This window comes from Bradyrhizobium sp. IAR9 (assembly GCF_013408065.1).
Lineage (GTDB): Bacteria > Pseudomonadota > Alphaproteobacteria > Rhizobiales > Xanthobacteraceae > Bradyrhizobium.
Genome location: NZ_JACBZW010000015.1, coordinates 207,498 through 222,113, shown reverse-complemented (window position 1 = coordinate 222,113; position 14,616 = coordinate 207,498). Strand labels below are relative to the sequence as shown.

13 protein-coding genes are annotated in these 14,616 nt (G+C 65.0%); 4 read left to right on the top strand and 9 right to left on the bottom strand.

Features of this window, described 5'->3' with window-relative positions:
* Positions 1-221 precede the first annotated feature (221 nt).
* Positions 222-1,274, top strand: a complete 1,053-nt coding sequence (locus GGD67_RS32160) for an amidohydrolase (RefSeq protein WP_179738444.1) — start codon at positions 222-224, stop codon at positions 1,272-1,274.
* A gap of 131 nt (positions 1,275-1,405) precedes the next feature.
* On the opposite strand, the gene GGD67_RS32155 is transcribed toward GGD67_RS32160, so the two are convergent.
* Positions 1,406-1,861, bottom strand: a complete 456-nt coding sequence (locus GGD67_RS32155; protein ID WP_018321336.1) for a cupin domain-containing protein — start codon at positions 1,859-1,861, stop codon at positions 1,406-1,408.
* Positions 1,862-2,098: 237 nt separating this feature from the next.
* On the opposite strand from GGD67_RS32155, the gene GGD67_RS32150 reads away from it, so the two are divergent.
* The gene (locus GGD67_RS32150; RefSeq protein WP_179738442.1) at positions 2,099-2,653 is read left to right on the top strand and encodes a hypothetical protein; all 555 of its coding nucleotides are present in this window, start codon (positions 2,099-2,101) and stop codon (positions 2,651-2,653) included.
* A gap of 176 nt (positions 2,654-2,829) precedes the next feature.
* Here GGD67_RS32150 and GGD67_RS32145 read toward each other — a convergent pair whose 3' ends face one another.
* Positions 2,830-4,086 carry an aminopeptidase gene (locus GGD67_RS32145; RefSeq protein ID WP_092254174.1) on the bottom strand — a complete coding sequence of 419 codons (1,257 nt, stop codon included), beginning with the start codon at positions 4,084-4,086 and terminating at the stop codon, positions 2,830-2,832.
* A gap of 112 nt (positions 4,087-4,198) precedes the next feature.
* Positions 4,199-5,560, bottom strand: coding sequence for a 3-carboxy-cis,cis-muconate cycloisomerase (pcaB, locus tag GGD67_RS32140; RefSeq protein WP_179738440.1), 1,362 nt, complete (start codon positions 5,558-5,560; stop codon positions 4,199-4,201).
* Between the two features lie 365 nt (positions 5,561-5,925).
* On the opposite strand from pcaB, the gene GGD67_RS32135 reads away from it, so the two are divergent.
* Complete coding sequence (locus GGD67_RS32135; RefSeq protein ID WP_179738438.1) at positions 5,926-7,497, top strand: winged helix-turn-helix domain-containing protein; 1,572 nt, start codon at positions 5,926-5,928, stop codon at positions 7,495-7,497.
* A 50-nt stretch (positions 7,498-7,547) separates the two neighbouring features.
* On the opposite strand, the gene GGD67_RS32130 is transcribed toward GGD67_RS32135, so the two are convergent.
* The 4 genes from GGD67_RS32130 to GGD67_RS32115 form a co-directional block, all read right to left on the bottom strand.
* A complete protein-coding gene (locus GGD67_RS32130; RefSeq protein WP_179738436.1) occupies positions 7,548-8,258 on the bottom strand; it encodes a hypothetical protein in 711 nt (236 codons plus the stop codon).
* An 86-nt stretch (positions 8,259-8,344) separates the two neighbouring features.
* Entirely contained in the window at positions 8,345-9,061 is a 717-nt protein-coding gene (locus tag GGD67_RS32125) for a hypothetical protein (protein WP_179738434.1), read from the bottom strand.
* A gap of 132 nt (positions 9,062-9,193) precedes the next feature.
* Complete coding sequence (locus tag GGD67_RS32120) at positions 9,194-9,442, bottom strand: hypothetical protein (RefSeq protein WP_028140683.1); 249 nt, start codon at positions 9,440-9,442, stop codon at positions 9,194-9,196.
* A 141-nt stretch (positions 9,443-9,583) separates the two neighbouring features.
* On the bottom strand, positions 9,584-10,549 hold the full coding sequence (locus tag GGD67_RS32115; RefSeq protein ID WP_179738432.1) for a nitronate monooxygenase family protein: 966 nt from the start codon (positions 10,547-10,549) through the stop codon (positions 9,584-9,586).
* A 123-nt stretch (positions 10,550-10,672) separates the two neighbouring features.
* Between GGD67_RS32115 and GGD67_RS32110 the strand changes: the two genes are divergently transcribed.
* A complete protein-coding gene (locus GGD67_RS32110) occupies positions 10,673-12,235 on the top strand; it encodes an AMP-binding protein (protein ID WP_179738431.1) in 1,563 nt (520 codons plus the stop codon).
* Positions 12,236-12,567: 332 nt separating this feature from the next.
* Here the strand turns inward: GGD67_RS32110 and GGD67_RS32105 are convergent, their stop codons facing one another.
* Entirely contained in the window at positions 12,568-13,347 is a 780-nt protein-coding gene (locus GGD67_RS32105) for a thioesterase family protein (protein ID WP_179738429.1), read from the bottom strand.
* A gap of 211 nt (positions 13,348-13,558) precedes the next feature.
* On the bottom strand, positions 13,559-14,527 hold the full coding sequence (locus tag GGD67_RS32100) for a nitronate monooxygenase family protein (protein WP_018321325.1): 969 nt from the start codon (positions 14,525-14,527) through the stop codon (positions 13,559-13,561).
* Positions 14,528-14,616: the final 89 nt, after the last annotated feature.

Below are 14,616 nucleotides of genomic sequence, written 5' to 3'. Positions count from 1 at the left end.
CATCCGACCCCCTCCGTCTTCCGGGAGTCGTCTTCAGAATCCGTCTTGCCTTCCAATGCAATAGCTAGACAAAATCCATATGCGATTCCCCTGCCCGCAAGCGGGAGAGGGAGCGCACCTGCTCCACCGCAGCTGTGGTGCTCTGAGCAATACGCGCTGCTGTGCGTGCGCGTGAGATGCTAGGCTCCCGGCACAAAAAATGCAGAGGGAGCGAACACGCGATGGCTGCAAGCAGTGTGCCCGCGAATACGAGCGGGCTGTTCGTCGAGCCGCGCGAGGACTGGCTCGCGCTGCATCAAGAGAAGATCATTGATCCCTTGCGGCCGATCGTCGATCCCCATCACCATCTCTGGAATCGCGGGCACCGCTATCTGATCGAGGAGATGGCGGCCGACATCGCATCCGGCCACAACGTCATTGCCACGGTCTATGTCGATTGCCGCTCGATGTATCGCGCGCACGGGCCGGAGGCGTTCCGGCCCGTCGGCGAAGTCGAATTCGCCAACGGCGTCGCCGCGATGAGCGCGAGCGGCGCTTACGGCAAGGCGGCGATCTGTGCCGGCATCGTCAGCCACGCCAATCTGCTGCTCGGCGACGCCGCAAGGCCGGTGCTGGAAGCCGAGATCGCCGCCGGCAATGGCCGCTTCCGCGGCATCCGGCATTCCTCGGCCTGGGACGAGGATCCTGTCGTCGCCGGCATGTATGCGAACCGGCCGAAGGGCCTGTTGCAGGATCCAGCTTTCCGCAAAGGCTTTGCCTGCCTGGCACCACTCAACCTCAGCTTCGATGCCTGGCTGTTCCATCCACAGATCGGCGAGCTGACCGAATTGGCGCGCGCCTTCCCCGACACCAGGATCGTGCTCGACCATTGCGGCGGCCCGGCCGGCGTCGGCCGCTTTGCGGGGCGGCGCGAAGAGGTGTTTGAGCAATGGCGCGCCTCGATCCGCGAGATCGCGACATGTGAGAACGTGGTGGTGAAGCTCGGCGGCCTCGCTATGTGCCTGCTCGGCTACGACTTCCACTTGCGCGACAGGCCGCCGTCATCCGAGGAGCTTGCCGCGGCCTGGCGACCTTACGTCGAAACCTGCATCGAGGCGTTCGGACCCAACCGCGCGATGTTCGAGAGCAACTTCCCGCCGGACAAGGGCCAGTGCAGCTACCAGGTGATCTTCAACGCCTTCAAACGCATCGCCGCACCCCTGAGCGAGGCCGAGAAGACCGCGCTGTTCTCGCAGACCGCCATCGACGTTTATCGGCTCGAGCTGCCGTCATGACGAGAAAAGGGGCCGGGATGTTGATCCCGACCCCTCTTCCGTCGTGGCCGCTGGGAAGCGTTCTTGAATTGAGACTATTGTTTGAGCATGATCTTTTCGGAAAACCGCTGCACACTTTTCCGGATCATGCTCTAGCCGGCGCCCATCAGCGAGGCCGGACGGCGCTCGCCGGTGGAGGTAAAGATCTTCTTCAGCTTGTTGACGACGCGGATCAGGAAACCGATCATCACGGGATTGGTCTTGCGGCAGAAGGCGATCTTCTTGACGTGGCCTTCGACATGCCATTTGGCATGCGCGCCGTCGCGGAAGAAGATCACGTCGCCGGGGCCGTAGCGCTTGGGCGGCATGCCGTCGCTTTCGAGCACGATCGATCCTTCCATGATCATGATCGTCTCGTCGATATCGTAGTACCAGTTGAAGCGGCCTTCGGTGCACTGCCAGATAATGGTCGAGGCGGTGCCGTCGGCGCTGGTGGACAGGATATGCGAGCGCGACACGGGATTGCCCTCGATGATCCAGGATGGCTCGATCGGCCGGAGCTCGAGATCCACGTTACAACTACCGATTTCAATCAATGAGCGCGACATCTTCTTCCCCAGGGGATATAATTAAGTATGGCCGGGTCTCGGCCCGCATTGTTTCGAAAGATGTCGGGAACGCTAGTCATCCGTTTTTAATTCTTTCTTACGCAGGCCTCGAAAATCAGCCGCAAGTTGCAGGCGCGAAACGGTTAACGTCGCGATTTCCCTGCAAATTTGCGCACATGAACCGATCCTTTTTGGGGTGCGACAAAGTGCGCGGAAGCATAAAACGGAGCCACGCCGATGCCCCTCACGCCCGAGGTTCTGACAGCCAATCGTGAGGCCGTCGCCTGGCTGTTCAGCCTCGATGTCTCCTTCGCGCCCGACGAGGAGCCCTGGTTCACCATCGACGGCATCGAAAGCCCCCGGCAGGTCGGCAGTGACGGCTCCGGCGGCGCCTTCGTGCTGCTGCCGTCGCAGAACGTGCTCTACGTCTCATCGGAAGGCCGCGCGGGAATTATCGCCGATACGTTCGAGGCGTTCGTCCAGCTCGTCGTCGCCCGCCCCTATTGGCTCGACATCCTCAAATTTTCCGGCGGCGGCGACCTCGCGGAGATGCGGCGTGCGGCGGAGGCGCTGGAGGCGACACTCGACGACGAGGACGAGATCAACGAGGCCCGCGAGGAGATCCGCATGAACCTCGCCCTGGGCGAGGCGGACGATCCCGTCGGCGCGCTCTACGAGGCGATCGCCGCTTCCGACGCCATCGTGCGGGCCACGGACGGCAGCCCGTTCACGACATTGTTCAACCGCTTCAGCATCGACAACAATCCGATGCTGCGCAACGCGGCGGCGTGAGGCGGTTCGGCAGAGGGCCTGAGCGCGCGCCTCGTCCTTCTAGACGACCGTTTCGCGGTCTCCTCAGGATGAGGCCGATCGACTTCGGTGCCCGCTAGAGCGACGGCCGCGCACTCCGTCCTCATCCTGAGGAGCCCGCCAGCGGCGGGCGTCTCGAAGGATGGCCGCAAGACGCGCTACTTCGCCCACTCGCCCTTGCGGAATACCGGTACCTTGCTGCCATCGGGCAAGATGCCGTCGATATCGGTCTCGGCCGAGCCGATCATCCAGTCGATATGGATCAGGCTCTGGTTGCCGCCTTGCGCGGCGATCTGCTGCGGGGTGAGCTGCGCGCCGTTGACGAAGCATTTCGAATAGCACTGGCCGAGCGCGATGTGGGACGCTGCGTTCTCGTCGAACAGCGTGTTGTAGAACAACAGCCCGCTCTGCGAGATCGGCGAGGAATGCGGCACCAACGCCACTTCGCCGAGGCGGCGGGCGCCCTCGTCGGTGTCGAGCACCTTGTTCAGCACCTCCGCGCCGCGCGAGGCTTTTGCATCGACGATCTTGCCGTCCTCGAAGCGCACCGCGATGTTGTCGATCAGCGTGCCCTGATAGGACAGCGGCTTCGAGCTCACGACATGGCCGTAGACGCGGCGGCAATGCGGCGTGGTGAAGACCTCTTCGGTCGGGATGTTGGCGTTGCAGCTGATGCCGTTCTTGGAGAGCGAGGCGCCGCCCTCCCATTCATGGCCGTCGGCAAGGCCAATGGTGAGGTCGACCCCCGGTCCGTTGTACTGGAGCGCACGGAAGCGCTGGCCGTTGAGCCAGTTGGTACGCTCGCGCAGCACCGCATTGTGGCTCGCCCAATTGCCCATCGCATCCTCGCGATCGACGCGCGACGCCGCGAAGATCGCATCCGCGAGCTTGCCGATCGCAACGTCCTCGGGATCATCAGGGAATACCTGCCTGGCCCAGGACGGGCTTGGGTAGGCGATGATGTTCCAGTTGGTGTCGAAATTGACGATCTTTTCCAAGGCGGGCTGATAGGCCATCGAGTTCGCCTTGCTGGCGCGCGCCACCTTGGAAGGATCCTCGCCCGACAGCAGCATCGGATTGTCGCCGACGATGGCGAGCCGCGCGGTGTTGTCGGAGAACGCCTTGGCCATGCCCTCGTAGAGCCAGCCGGCGGCACGATCGAAACTGCTGTCGTGACCGTGGCGGTAGCGCGCCAGCGTCATCTCCTCGTCCGACAGGATCGGTGTCACGATGCCGGCACCGGCCTTGTAGGCATGCACGGCGATCCGCCGCACCAGCGGCAGCGCGATCGCGGGCGCCGTCAGAAGCAGATCCTGTCCCGGCCGCAAGCCCAGGCCCACCTTCACCGCCACCTCGGCCAGCCGGTCGAGCTTCACGGGATCGATGGAAGTGGCGGAATTGCGGTGATCAGTCATGCGGGGCCCTCTGCCGAAGTCTGTCGTTCAATCTAAGTCTAGCATCGCGGGACGCAAGTGCGCGAGCACCTTGCGACATGGAGAAGATACGCAGTTTCACGCATTTTGGTTTTCAACGCGTTGCCGATTTCAGCACCCGGTCAACCATGGCGGGCGCGAGCCCGAGGTAATTTTTCGGTGAGGTGAGCGCCTCGATTGTGGCGCGATCGATGCGGCTCGATATCCGGGAGTCCACGGACAGCGCGTCGGCCAGGCTCATGCCCTTCTCGTTGGCCTGACGGCAGGCGTCATAGACCACGTCATGGGCCTCCTGCCGGCCGAGCTGCGGCGCGAGCCCCATCATGACCGCTTCGGCCACGATCAGGCCGCGGCTGATCGCGAGATTGTCGTTCATCTTCGCCTCGTCGACGATGAGACCTGCGAGTGCAAACTTCGCCTGGTGCAGCGCGCCGGCGGTCAGCACGAAGCTTTCGGGAATCGCCATCCATTCGGCGTGCCAGGGGCCCGTGGCGCGCTCGAAATCCTGTACCATGGCGTCGAGCATCAGGCCGGCGTGCTGGCGCACCGCCTTGGACGCCGCCAGCATCAGCTCCGACGAGATCGGGTTGCGCTTCTGCGGCATGGTCGAGGAAGCGCCGCGTCCCTTGACGAAAGGCTCATAGACCTCGGCGAACTCGGTCGAGGCCATGATCATGATGTCGAGCGCGATCTTGCCGAGCGAGCCGGTGACGAGCGCGAGGAAGTTCACGGCTTCCGTAAAGCCGTCGCGCGCGACGTGCCAGGTCGAGGCGGGAACGCCGAGCTTCAGCTCCGCGCAGAGCGCCTCCTGGACCTCAAAGCCCTTGTCGCCGAGCGAGGCCAGCGTGCCGGCGGCGCCGGCAAACTGGCCGACCAGCACGCGCGGCTTCAATTGCGTCAGCCGCTCGGCATGGCGGTCGAACATCGCGAGCCAGATCGCGGTCTTGTAGCCGAAGGTCACCGGCAGCGCCTGCTGGAGATGGGTGCGGCCCGCCATCGGCGTGTCGCGGTAACGCTTCGAGAGGTCGGCGAGGATACGGCGAAGTTCGGCGATGTCGCGCTCGACGATCCCGAGCGCGGCGCGCAGCTGCAGCGCCACGGCCGTGTCCATGATGTCCTGCGTGGTCGCGCCCCAATGCACGTAGCGGCCGGCCTCGCCGCACTGCTTCACCATCTGGTGCACCAAAGGGAGTATCGGATAGCCGACGATGTCGGTCTCCTGCCTGAGCAGATCGAAATCGAGCGCGGCGACGTCCGTCCGCGCCGCGATCTGCTCGGCCGCCTCCCGCGGGATCACGCCGCAATTCGCCTCGGCCTTTGCCAGCGCCACCTCGACCTCGGCATAGCGCGCCACCAGCGCGACGTCGGAAAACACCTCCCGCATCTCGGGCGTACCGAAGGCGTCGCGGAACAGCATGGAATCGAGCACGGTGGTGGAGGCAGGAAAAGCAGGCATCGGCGTTTCTTCGTGGTTGGTGTTTGTGTGGGCGACAGCTTACGCAGGGCACACGGTCCGGCAAAGGACATTCGCGGCTCGTCGCACATTCGTCCCGCACGACGACATACGGCGCACTCGCACGATCGCCCCTCATCCTCAGGTGCCGGAGCGAAGCGGAGGCCTCGAAGGATGACGGGTCGATTGCGGAGGGAGATATCCGGTCAACACGTCACCCCCAGCGATCCGACCCCAATCGTACGGCATGGCCGCCATCACGCGATCGCGATGAACCAAACGTCCCCTTCGGCAGACTCACAGTTTTCGACCCAAATTTTCATTTTGTCGTTTGCTACCCAAATTCGTAATGAGGCCTGAGTTTCGACGTGCAGTTTCTGTTCCGGGATCACCTTCTCGATACCGACCGGCGCGAGCTGAGCCGCGAGCAGGTTCCCATTGCCGTGGAGCCACAGGTTTTCGATCTCGTCGTCCACCTCATGCAGAACCGCGACCGGGTGGTCAGCAAGGACGAGCTGATCGACAAGATCTGGCACGGGCGCAGCGTCTCCGAATCCACCTTGACCAGTCGGATCAACGCGGCGCGCAAGGCCGTCGGCGACAGTGGCGCGAACCAGGCCCTGATCCGCACCATCGCCCGCAAGGGCTTTCGCTTCGTCGGCGATGTCGAGGCCAAAGGTAGCACGATGGGTGGCGCGATCGCGCCGGAGCCTGGCTACGCCGCACGGGTGCAGCGCGCCGCACTCGCGCTTCCCGAGCGGCCCGCGATCGCCGTGCTGCCCTTCACCAATATGAGCGGCGCGGCCGAGCAGGATTATTTCTCCGACGGCATCAGCGAGGACATCATCACCGCGCTGTCGAAGCTGCGCTGGTTCTTCGTCATCGCGCGCAACTCCTCCTTCGTCTACAAGGGCCGCGCCGTGCACATCCGCGAGGTCGCGCAGGAGCTCGGGGTTCGCTACGTGGTCGAAGGCAGCGTGCGGCGGAGCGGCGACCGGGTGCGCATCTCGGCTCAACTCAACGACGTCTCGACCGGCAGCCATCTCTGGGCCGAACGCTACGACCGCGAGCTCGCCGACATCTTCGCCGTGCAGGACGAGATCACCGAGGCGATCGTCGCCGCGATCGAGCCGCAGCTCTACGCCGCCGAAAGTTTTCGCGCCGAGCAGAAGCCGCCGGGCAGCCTGGATGCCTGGGACCTCGTGATGCGCGCGCTGTCGCATCACTGGCGCAGCACGCGCGAGGACAATGCCGCTGCGCAAGGGCTGCTTGAAAAGGCCGTCGCGATCGATCCCGCCTATGGCAAGGCGCTGGGCCTACTCGCGACCAGCCATATCTTCGGCGCGCATATGGGCTGGGCCGACATGGCCGCGACAGTGCCGATCGCCGAACGCGCGGCGCTCGCGGCGGTGGAGGCCGATCGCGAGGATGCCTGGGCCCATCACGGCCTTGCCTACACCTATCTGTTCCGCCGCCGCTTCGACGACGCGCTGGCGGAGTTCGAGCTGGCGCTGACGCTCAACCCGAACTTCGCGATGGCGCATGCCTTTTACGGTGTGACGCTGTGCTACGCCGGACGATGGCAAGAGGGCGATGCCGCCGCACGTCGCGCACTGCGGCTGAGCCCGCGCGATCCGCTCGCAGCGATCTATTGCGGGGTTGCGGCCTATGCCCGGTTCGTCGGCCGCGACTATGACGGAGCCATGCAGATGGCGCGGGAATCGATGCGACAGCGCGGCGATTTCGTCGGCGCGCACCGTGTCTTGACGGCGGCGGCCGGAATGTCAGGAAATCCGGCGCTCGCGGCGTCCGCCCTGGAAGGCCTGCGCCGCGCCCAGCCCGAGGTCTCGCTCGACTGGATCACGCGCGAGCTGCCGATGCTGCGGGATGAGGATCGTGCGCATTATCTCGAAGGATTGCGGCGCGCCGGAATGACGTGACGATGCGCGCGGACATTCTCCCATCGCAAGCCGCGATCGCGGGCTCGGCGCTAGTCGTCGTCGGGCCCGAACAACCTGATCTGCGGGAAGCCGCCGCGCGGCCGGCTGGCGTAATCACGCACATCGGAATCTTCGCGGATGTTGCGCGCGACGTCGTCCCAATCAGTGCGGTCGCGCAAGCCGCGCTGCTCGCGGGAATCGTAGTGGCGGCGCTCGGTCCAGCGCTCGCGGCGCTCCATCCGGCGCCGCTCGGACGCAGCGCGCTTCGCGTCGGAGTCCCTCGCCTTGGCATAGGCGTTCTCGGGTGAAGAGGCCGGCTCGGTCGAGGCCTGCTGCTCAGCGGGCTTTGCGGCTTGCGGAGGCGATGCGATTGCTGACTTCGACTGTTCCTTGGACTGTTCCTTGGGCGGCTCAACCGCGGCCGCTTGCGAAGGCGGCGGCGCCGGCGATCCGGCATTCGCCTGAGTGGTCTGCGTGTCGGGCTTTACAGCTTCCGGCTTCGCTTCGGCTTGCGCCGGCGCGGCAATCATTGCGCCGAAGGCTTGCGAGCCGGTGAGATAATTGACGCGTTCCGACGGCGCGCTCGTCTGTGCCGGCGCGCCCGCGGACTCCGCGCGCTGCGCCATCTTGCTGGTGTCCGGGCCCTGTTTGGACGCGACCGGATTCATGATGTTGCCGGCAACGATGCCGCCGCCCAGACCAATGGCAATGGCCGCGACAATGGTTCCGGCACCGACGAAATAAGCTGTCGTGGCGCGCATTAACCCACTCCCTGTTTGGAGCGAGCAACGCCGTGGGATTACCGGATGTTCCTGATGGCGAGCGGTTCCTGGGAAGGAACGCCGCGTCAGATCTGCTGCGCGACTTTTTCGAGCCCGATGAGGCGGGCGAGCTTGCGCACTTCTTCCTTCTGATCGTCACGCAGCTGGAACAGCAGCGGCATGGCAGCCGACTTCAATTGCTGGACCTCGTCGCAGTTCGGATCGATCTGCGCGCTGGGTGGCGCGTTCGGATTGGAGAGCTTGTTGGCCGAGATCTTGCGGACGACGTTGCGCAGCGCAGTCTCGACCGAGGGCCAGTAATATTCCTGCGATGAGGACAGCTTCAGTCGATCCCGAATGCCGGAAATCTGTGCGTCGGACAGCAGGGTATAATGTTTCTGCGGCTGCGGCTTGGCGACAACCTTCGGCTTGGCCGGAACTTCGACGGCAGGAACCTCAGCCGCCGCGGGCGCTTCGGACAGGCTCGACGCCTTGGGCATCGGGAAATCGGATGGCGTGGCGGCGGCAAAGGCCTGGCGCAGCGGCTCGGCTAGCAGGGGCGCCTGCGAAAGCCTGTCGGCCGGCACCTGGACCGGCTCGATCGCGGCCGAAGCCAGGGCCAGGGTCGGAACCAGACGGTCGGCCTTGGCGGCGCGGTTGGTGGCTAGCGGCTTGGCCGGAGGCGTCTGCGCGATCATCTCTTCGCTGACGCTGGGCACGCTGTCCCGGCCAAGAATGGCGGTGGTGGCGGCGCCCAGGACGAGGAAACAGGTCAGCACAACGATGGTGATGGCTTTGGACAAACGTCTCTCCGCGCCCAACTTCAAGTCCACGTGATCACTGCCCGACAACTGGGCGATAATTAAGGCTTAACCGTGCCATCGCGGCGGCAATCGCGCGGACTGCGGCGACATCGCCCGGAAAATTCAAGGAAATCAGGCAGCTGCCGAAAGGTCGTAGGCGTCCTGGATATCGGCGACGATCTCCGAGGCCTCCCACACCGCGCGCGGCTCGACCGATTGCAGCGTCACCGTCCAGTTGCCGCCCCGACGGGTGCGGGGGACGCTGACGATGTCGAAACGGACGTTGCGGCACAGCGGGTGTCGCGCCAGGGCATGAGCGACGCGGACGCGGATTTCGTCCAGCGAAGCCGCTGTCTTGCTGTTGAGAAAATCGAAGTCCATCGCCTGTCCCTCTCGGCCCTGTTTGGCGGCCGTGAGGGGATTCTTGGCCGGCGATGGTTAATCTGCCGTTAAATAAGGGGGCGGAGGAGCCCGGGATTAACCGTGACCCACACCGTCGTGGCCGGGCTCGACGGGCTGCGCCTACGGCCCGCCCGCCGCACGATATTCGGCGAGCGTCCGCGCAACCAGCTCGTCGACCGCCGGCACGTCCGTCACCCCCGAGGTCGAGTGCCCGCCGCTCCAGATGTCGCGCCAGCGCTTTGGCCGGCTCTCGCGCGCGGCAACGTCGATATCCTCAGCGATGTCGATCGCCCCGCGTGCCGGGAGATCGTCGGGATCGAGGCCGGCGGCCACGATCGACGGCCTCAGCATGCTGGTCTGCAGACCCGTGAACGCAGTGGTGAGCAGAATGTCGTCGGCGCAGCTCTCGACCAGCATCCGCTTGTAGCGGTCGTCCGCCATGCTCTCGCGCGTCGCGATGAATTTCGTGCCCATATAGGCGCAATCGCAGCCGAGCACTTCGGCCGCGTGCAGCGCATGGCCATCGCTGATGCCGCCGGCGAGCACGATGATGCCGTCGTAGAATGCACGCACCGCGCGAACGAAGGCAAACGGGTTGAGCCAGCCGGTCTGCCCGCCCGCGCCCGCCGTGAGCAGCACGAGCCCATCGGCACCTGCCTCCGCCGCCCGTTCGGCGTGGCGGATGGAGGCGACGTCCGCCAGCACCAGCGCACCGGCGTCATGCAGCGGCTTCAGCACGGGCGCGGGCGAGCCGACCGAGGTGATGACGATCTCCGGCCTGTGCCGCAGCAGCACGGCGAGATCCTGCGCCAGCCTTGCATTGGAGCGGTGCACGATCAGGTTCGGGCAGAGCGGCGCGACCTTGCGGCCGGTTTGGTCTTCGTGCTGCCGCAGCCGCATCGCGATCGCGGAGAGCCATTCATCGAGCTGCTCCGTGCTGCGGCAATTCGCGGTGGGGAAGCTGCCGATAACGCCGTTGCGGCAGGCCGCGACCATGAGCTCGACGCCCGACACCAGGAACATCGGCGCTGCGATCAGCGGCAGAGCGAGACGATCGCCGAAGCGTTGCAGTCGATCTGATGGCACGCAAATCTCCTCGTCACGCTTGCCTCCCGTGCGGGCTTTGTCGTTTCCTCCCGCAGTCTCTGTGCTAGCGTCATCGGCAACATTGGCACGCCAGAAGCCGGTGACAAAGCAACGAGGAAACATATGTCCGATCCGCTCCACGCATCGTCCCCGACTTGTGCGCAGACGCTACGGGCGCTGTCGCGCTATCCCGGCCGCACTGCTTTCGCATGGCCCGAGGGATCGCTGAGCTATCAGGGCACTATCGACCTGATCGGACGCATCCAGGGCGTGTTCATGCGGCTTGGCCTGCAACCCGGTGCGCGCGTCGCTTTCCTCACCGCGAACCGCGCCGACACCTGGTGCGCCGGCGTCGCCGCGCAATTGTCGCGGCTCTGCATCACCTGGCTTCATCCGCTGGGATCGCTGGAGGACCAGCTGTTCCAGCTCGAGGACTCCGAGGCCGAGATGCTGGTGGTCGATGCGGCCGCCTTCCGCGACCGCGGCGGCGAGCTTTCCGCAAGGGCGACCCGGCTGAAGGCGATCTTCACGACGGGACCCGCCGGCTACGGTGTCAATCTGCTGGCGGCCATCGAGAGCGCGGGACACGCCAGCGCGCAGTGCCTCGCCGGCCTCGACGATCTCTCCACGCTGAACTACACTGGCGGCACCACCGGCAAATCCAAGGGCGCGCTGCGCTATCACCGCGAGAATGCCGGAGCCGCCGCCGCGATCCTCGCCGATTTCGAGATCCCCGACGCCGCCCGCTACCTTACGGTCGCCCCGATCAGCCATGTCGCCGGCACGAAAGTGCTGCCGACCCTGATGCGCGGAGGCACCGTGCACATGCTGAAGGGATTCGATCCCGAGGCCGTGCTGACCACGATCGCGCGCGAGCGCATCAACTTCACGCTGTTCGTGCCGACCATGATTTACGTGCTGCTCGACCATCCTGCGCTTGATAAGACCGACCTGTCCTCGCTCGAGCTCGTGCTCTACGGGGCGTCGGCGATGTCGCCGAGCCGGCTGGTCGAGGGCATCGAGCGCATCGGACCGGTGTTCTCGCAGCTTTACGGGCAGACCGAATGCTATCCGGTCTCGGTGCTGCGCAAGGCGGATCACGATCTCAACGCACCCGAACTATTCCTGTCCTGCGGCTTCCCGATCGCGGCCTGCGAGGTCAGGATCCTCGACGACGACGACCAGGAGGTGAAGACCGGCGAGGCCGGCGAGATCTGCGTGCGCGCCCCGCATGTGATGGCGGAATATTGGAAGCGGCCCGACATCACCGCCGAGACGCTGAAGAACGGCTGGGTCCACACCGGCGACATCGCGCGCAAGGACGAACGCGGCTACATGTTCATCCTCGACCGCAAGAAGGACATGATCGTGTCCGGCGGCTTCAACATCTTTCCGCGCGAGGTCGAGGACGTGCTGTCGCAGCACGCCGACGTCGCCATGGTCGCGGTCGTCGGCGTCCCCGACGAGAAATGGGGCGAGGCCGTCACCGCCATCGTCGTGCCGCGCGAGGGCGCAAGGCCCGATCCGGACGAGTTGATCAACCTCGTGAAAACGCGAAAAGGCTCGGCGCATGCGCCCAAGCAGATTCAGTTCGTCAAGCAGCTGCCGATGACCGGTGTCGGCAAGGTCGACAAGAAGGTGCTGCGCGCCGGGTTTTGGAGCGGGCGGGACCGGATGGTGGGGTAATTACCCCGGGATTTTACGGTATCGTTGTGGCTCCGGCACCACAACGCGCGACGGAGTGCACGCCGGCGAGCCCCGCGCGATTGCCGGCGAATCAGGGAATCACCTAGACCGCTGATGGGGCTGGGAAGCGGAGTAGGACATGCGAGTCGCTTCCCTGGAAAGTGCAGTCGCCGCGGTCACGTTGATCACGGCTATCATCGTGGTGCTGTGGGAGATCAAGATCTTCTACGGAATGTGAACTGGCAGGATGCTCTGGTCGACACGACCAAACATCCCTTCCGCGGCGGCGGAAGCCTGCCGTTCATTCGGAAGGAGCCATCGCGGCCCCGCCGTCACGCTTGCCGCTTCTCGATCACCAGGCTCTGCACCGCGCGGCCGAAATAGCCTTGCCGGTCCGCCAGCCGCGACATCGCGAGCCCCGCGCCGTCGGGGCCGATCCAGGAATCGCCGTCGAGCAGAATCCAATCACCTATGGGCTGGCGCGAAAAGTTCACGGTGAGATCGGCGTTGATGTAGGTCCAGGCGCGGAAGTCGAGCGTCGAGGCGGTGCCGTTGGAGAAATCGGCGGCGACCACGGCACGCATGGCCTGTGAGATTGCTTCGCCGGCAATCAGCGGATGGTCGACGCGAAACCAGATCGCGCCGGCGCCGGCCTGGCCGAAACGGCCGCGCGCGGCGCGCATCGAGACCGAACGCACGAACGGGCTGGTGGCGGCGTGGCCATCCTCGGCCAGCGAGTCCTCCGGCATGGGCAGCGTCACCGGCAGCGCCTTGACGCCGTCGGGCAACGACAGCGCCTGGCGCCTGATCTTGAGCACGGTGGCGCCGACGACCTGCACACCGTCGGCGAGCAGCTTGATTTCGCCGAGCTGAATCTTGCGGCCCTCACGCAAGACCTCAGTCTCAATCGTCAGCGGCGCCACCGGCACCGGGCGCATGAGATCGATGGTGACGCGCGCGATATCCATCGGAGCAGGCGTCGGAATGCGCTCGGCCGCCCATGTCACCAGCGACGCCGGCGCCGAGCCGTGCTGCATGCGCCGGTCCCAGGGACCGGCGGCATCCGGGCTGGTGACGACGCTGTTGCCGTCGACGCGGTAGATGGGGGGCATCACTCAAATCTCTGTTGGCTTGGACAAGCGGAATTCAGCAAAAAGTGTCGTCCCTGCGAAAGCAGGGACCCATAACCCCAGGAAGAAGTTTTGACGCGAGACTTACTACGAGTCTTCGCCAAACTTCTCCCTGTGGTGATGGGTCCCCGAATCTGCGCTTCGCTTGTCCGGGACGACGGATGAGGGATTCGCGCGCCACGATAACCGCCGCTTACAACGGCGGATCGATCGCCTCGTCGTACTCCTTCTTGAAGCGCGCGATCAATTCGGCGGCGGGCAGGATGGCCTCGACGCTGCCGATGCCCTGGCCCGAGCCCCAGATTTCCTTCCAGGCCTTCGGCTTGGCGCGCTCGCCGGAAGCGTCGGTCCCGAAATTCATCTTGGAGGGATCGGAGGTCGGCAGGTTTTCCGGATCCATGCCGGCGGCGAGGATCGAGGGTTTCAGATAATTGCCGTGCACGCCGGTGAAGAGGTTGGAATAGACGATGTCGTCGGCGGTCGATCCCGCGATCATCTCCTTGTATTTCTCCACCGCGTTGGCTTCCTTGGTCGCGATGAAGGCCGAGCCGATATAGGCGAAGTCGGCCCCGAGGATGCGCGCGGCGCGGATCGCCTTGCCGTTACCGATCGCCCCCGACAGCGCGATCGGGCCATCGAACCATTTTCGCGTCTCGGCGACGAAAGCCAGCGGCGAAATGGTGCCGGCATGGCCGCCGGCGCCGGCCGCGACCAGGATCAGGCCATCGGCGCCCTTCTCGATCGCCTTGTGGGCGAATTTCTGGTTGATCACGTCGTGGAAGACGATGCCGCCCCAGCCGTGCACGGCCTGGTTCAGCTCCTCGCGCGCGCCGAGCGAGGAGATGATCATCGGCACCTTGTACTTGGCGCAGAGCTGCATGTCGTGATCGAGCCGGTTGTTCGACTTGTGCACGATCTGGTTGACCGCAAACGGCGCCGACGGCTTGTCGGGATGGGCGCGGTCATAGGCCGCGAGCTCCTCGGTGATCCGCGCCAGCCATTCGTCGAGCAGCTCCGGCGGCCGCGCGTTCAGCGACGGAAACGAGCCGACCACCCCCGCCTTGCACTGCGCGATCACCAGATCGGGCACCGAGATGATGAAGAGCGGCGAGCCGATCACGGGGATCGACAGGCGTCCTTTGAACAAGGCAGGCATGGACATTGCGGGACGATCCTCTGTTGGCAAGTCAATGGAAGGTTGACCGCCATACCAACAAGGCAATCTTTCCACTGTCAAGTATTGCGTTTTGT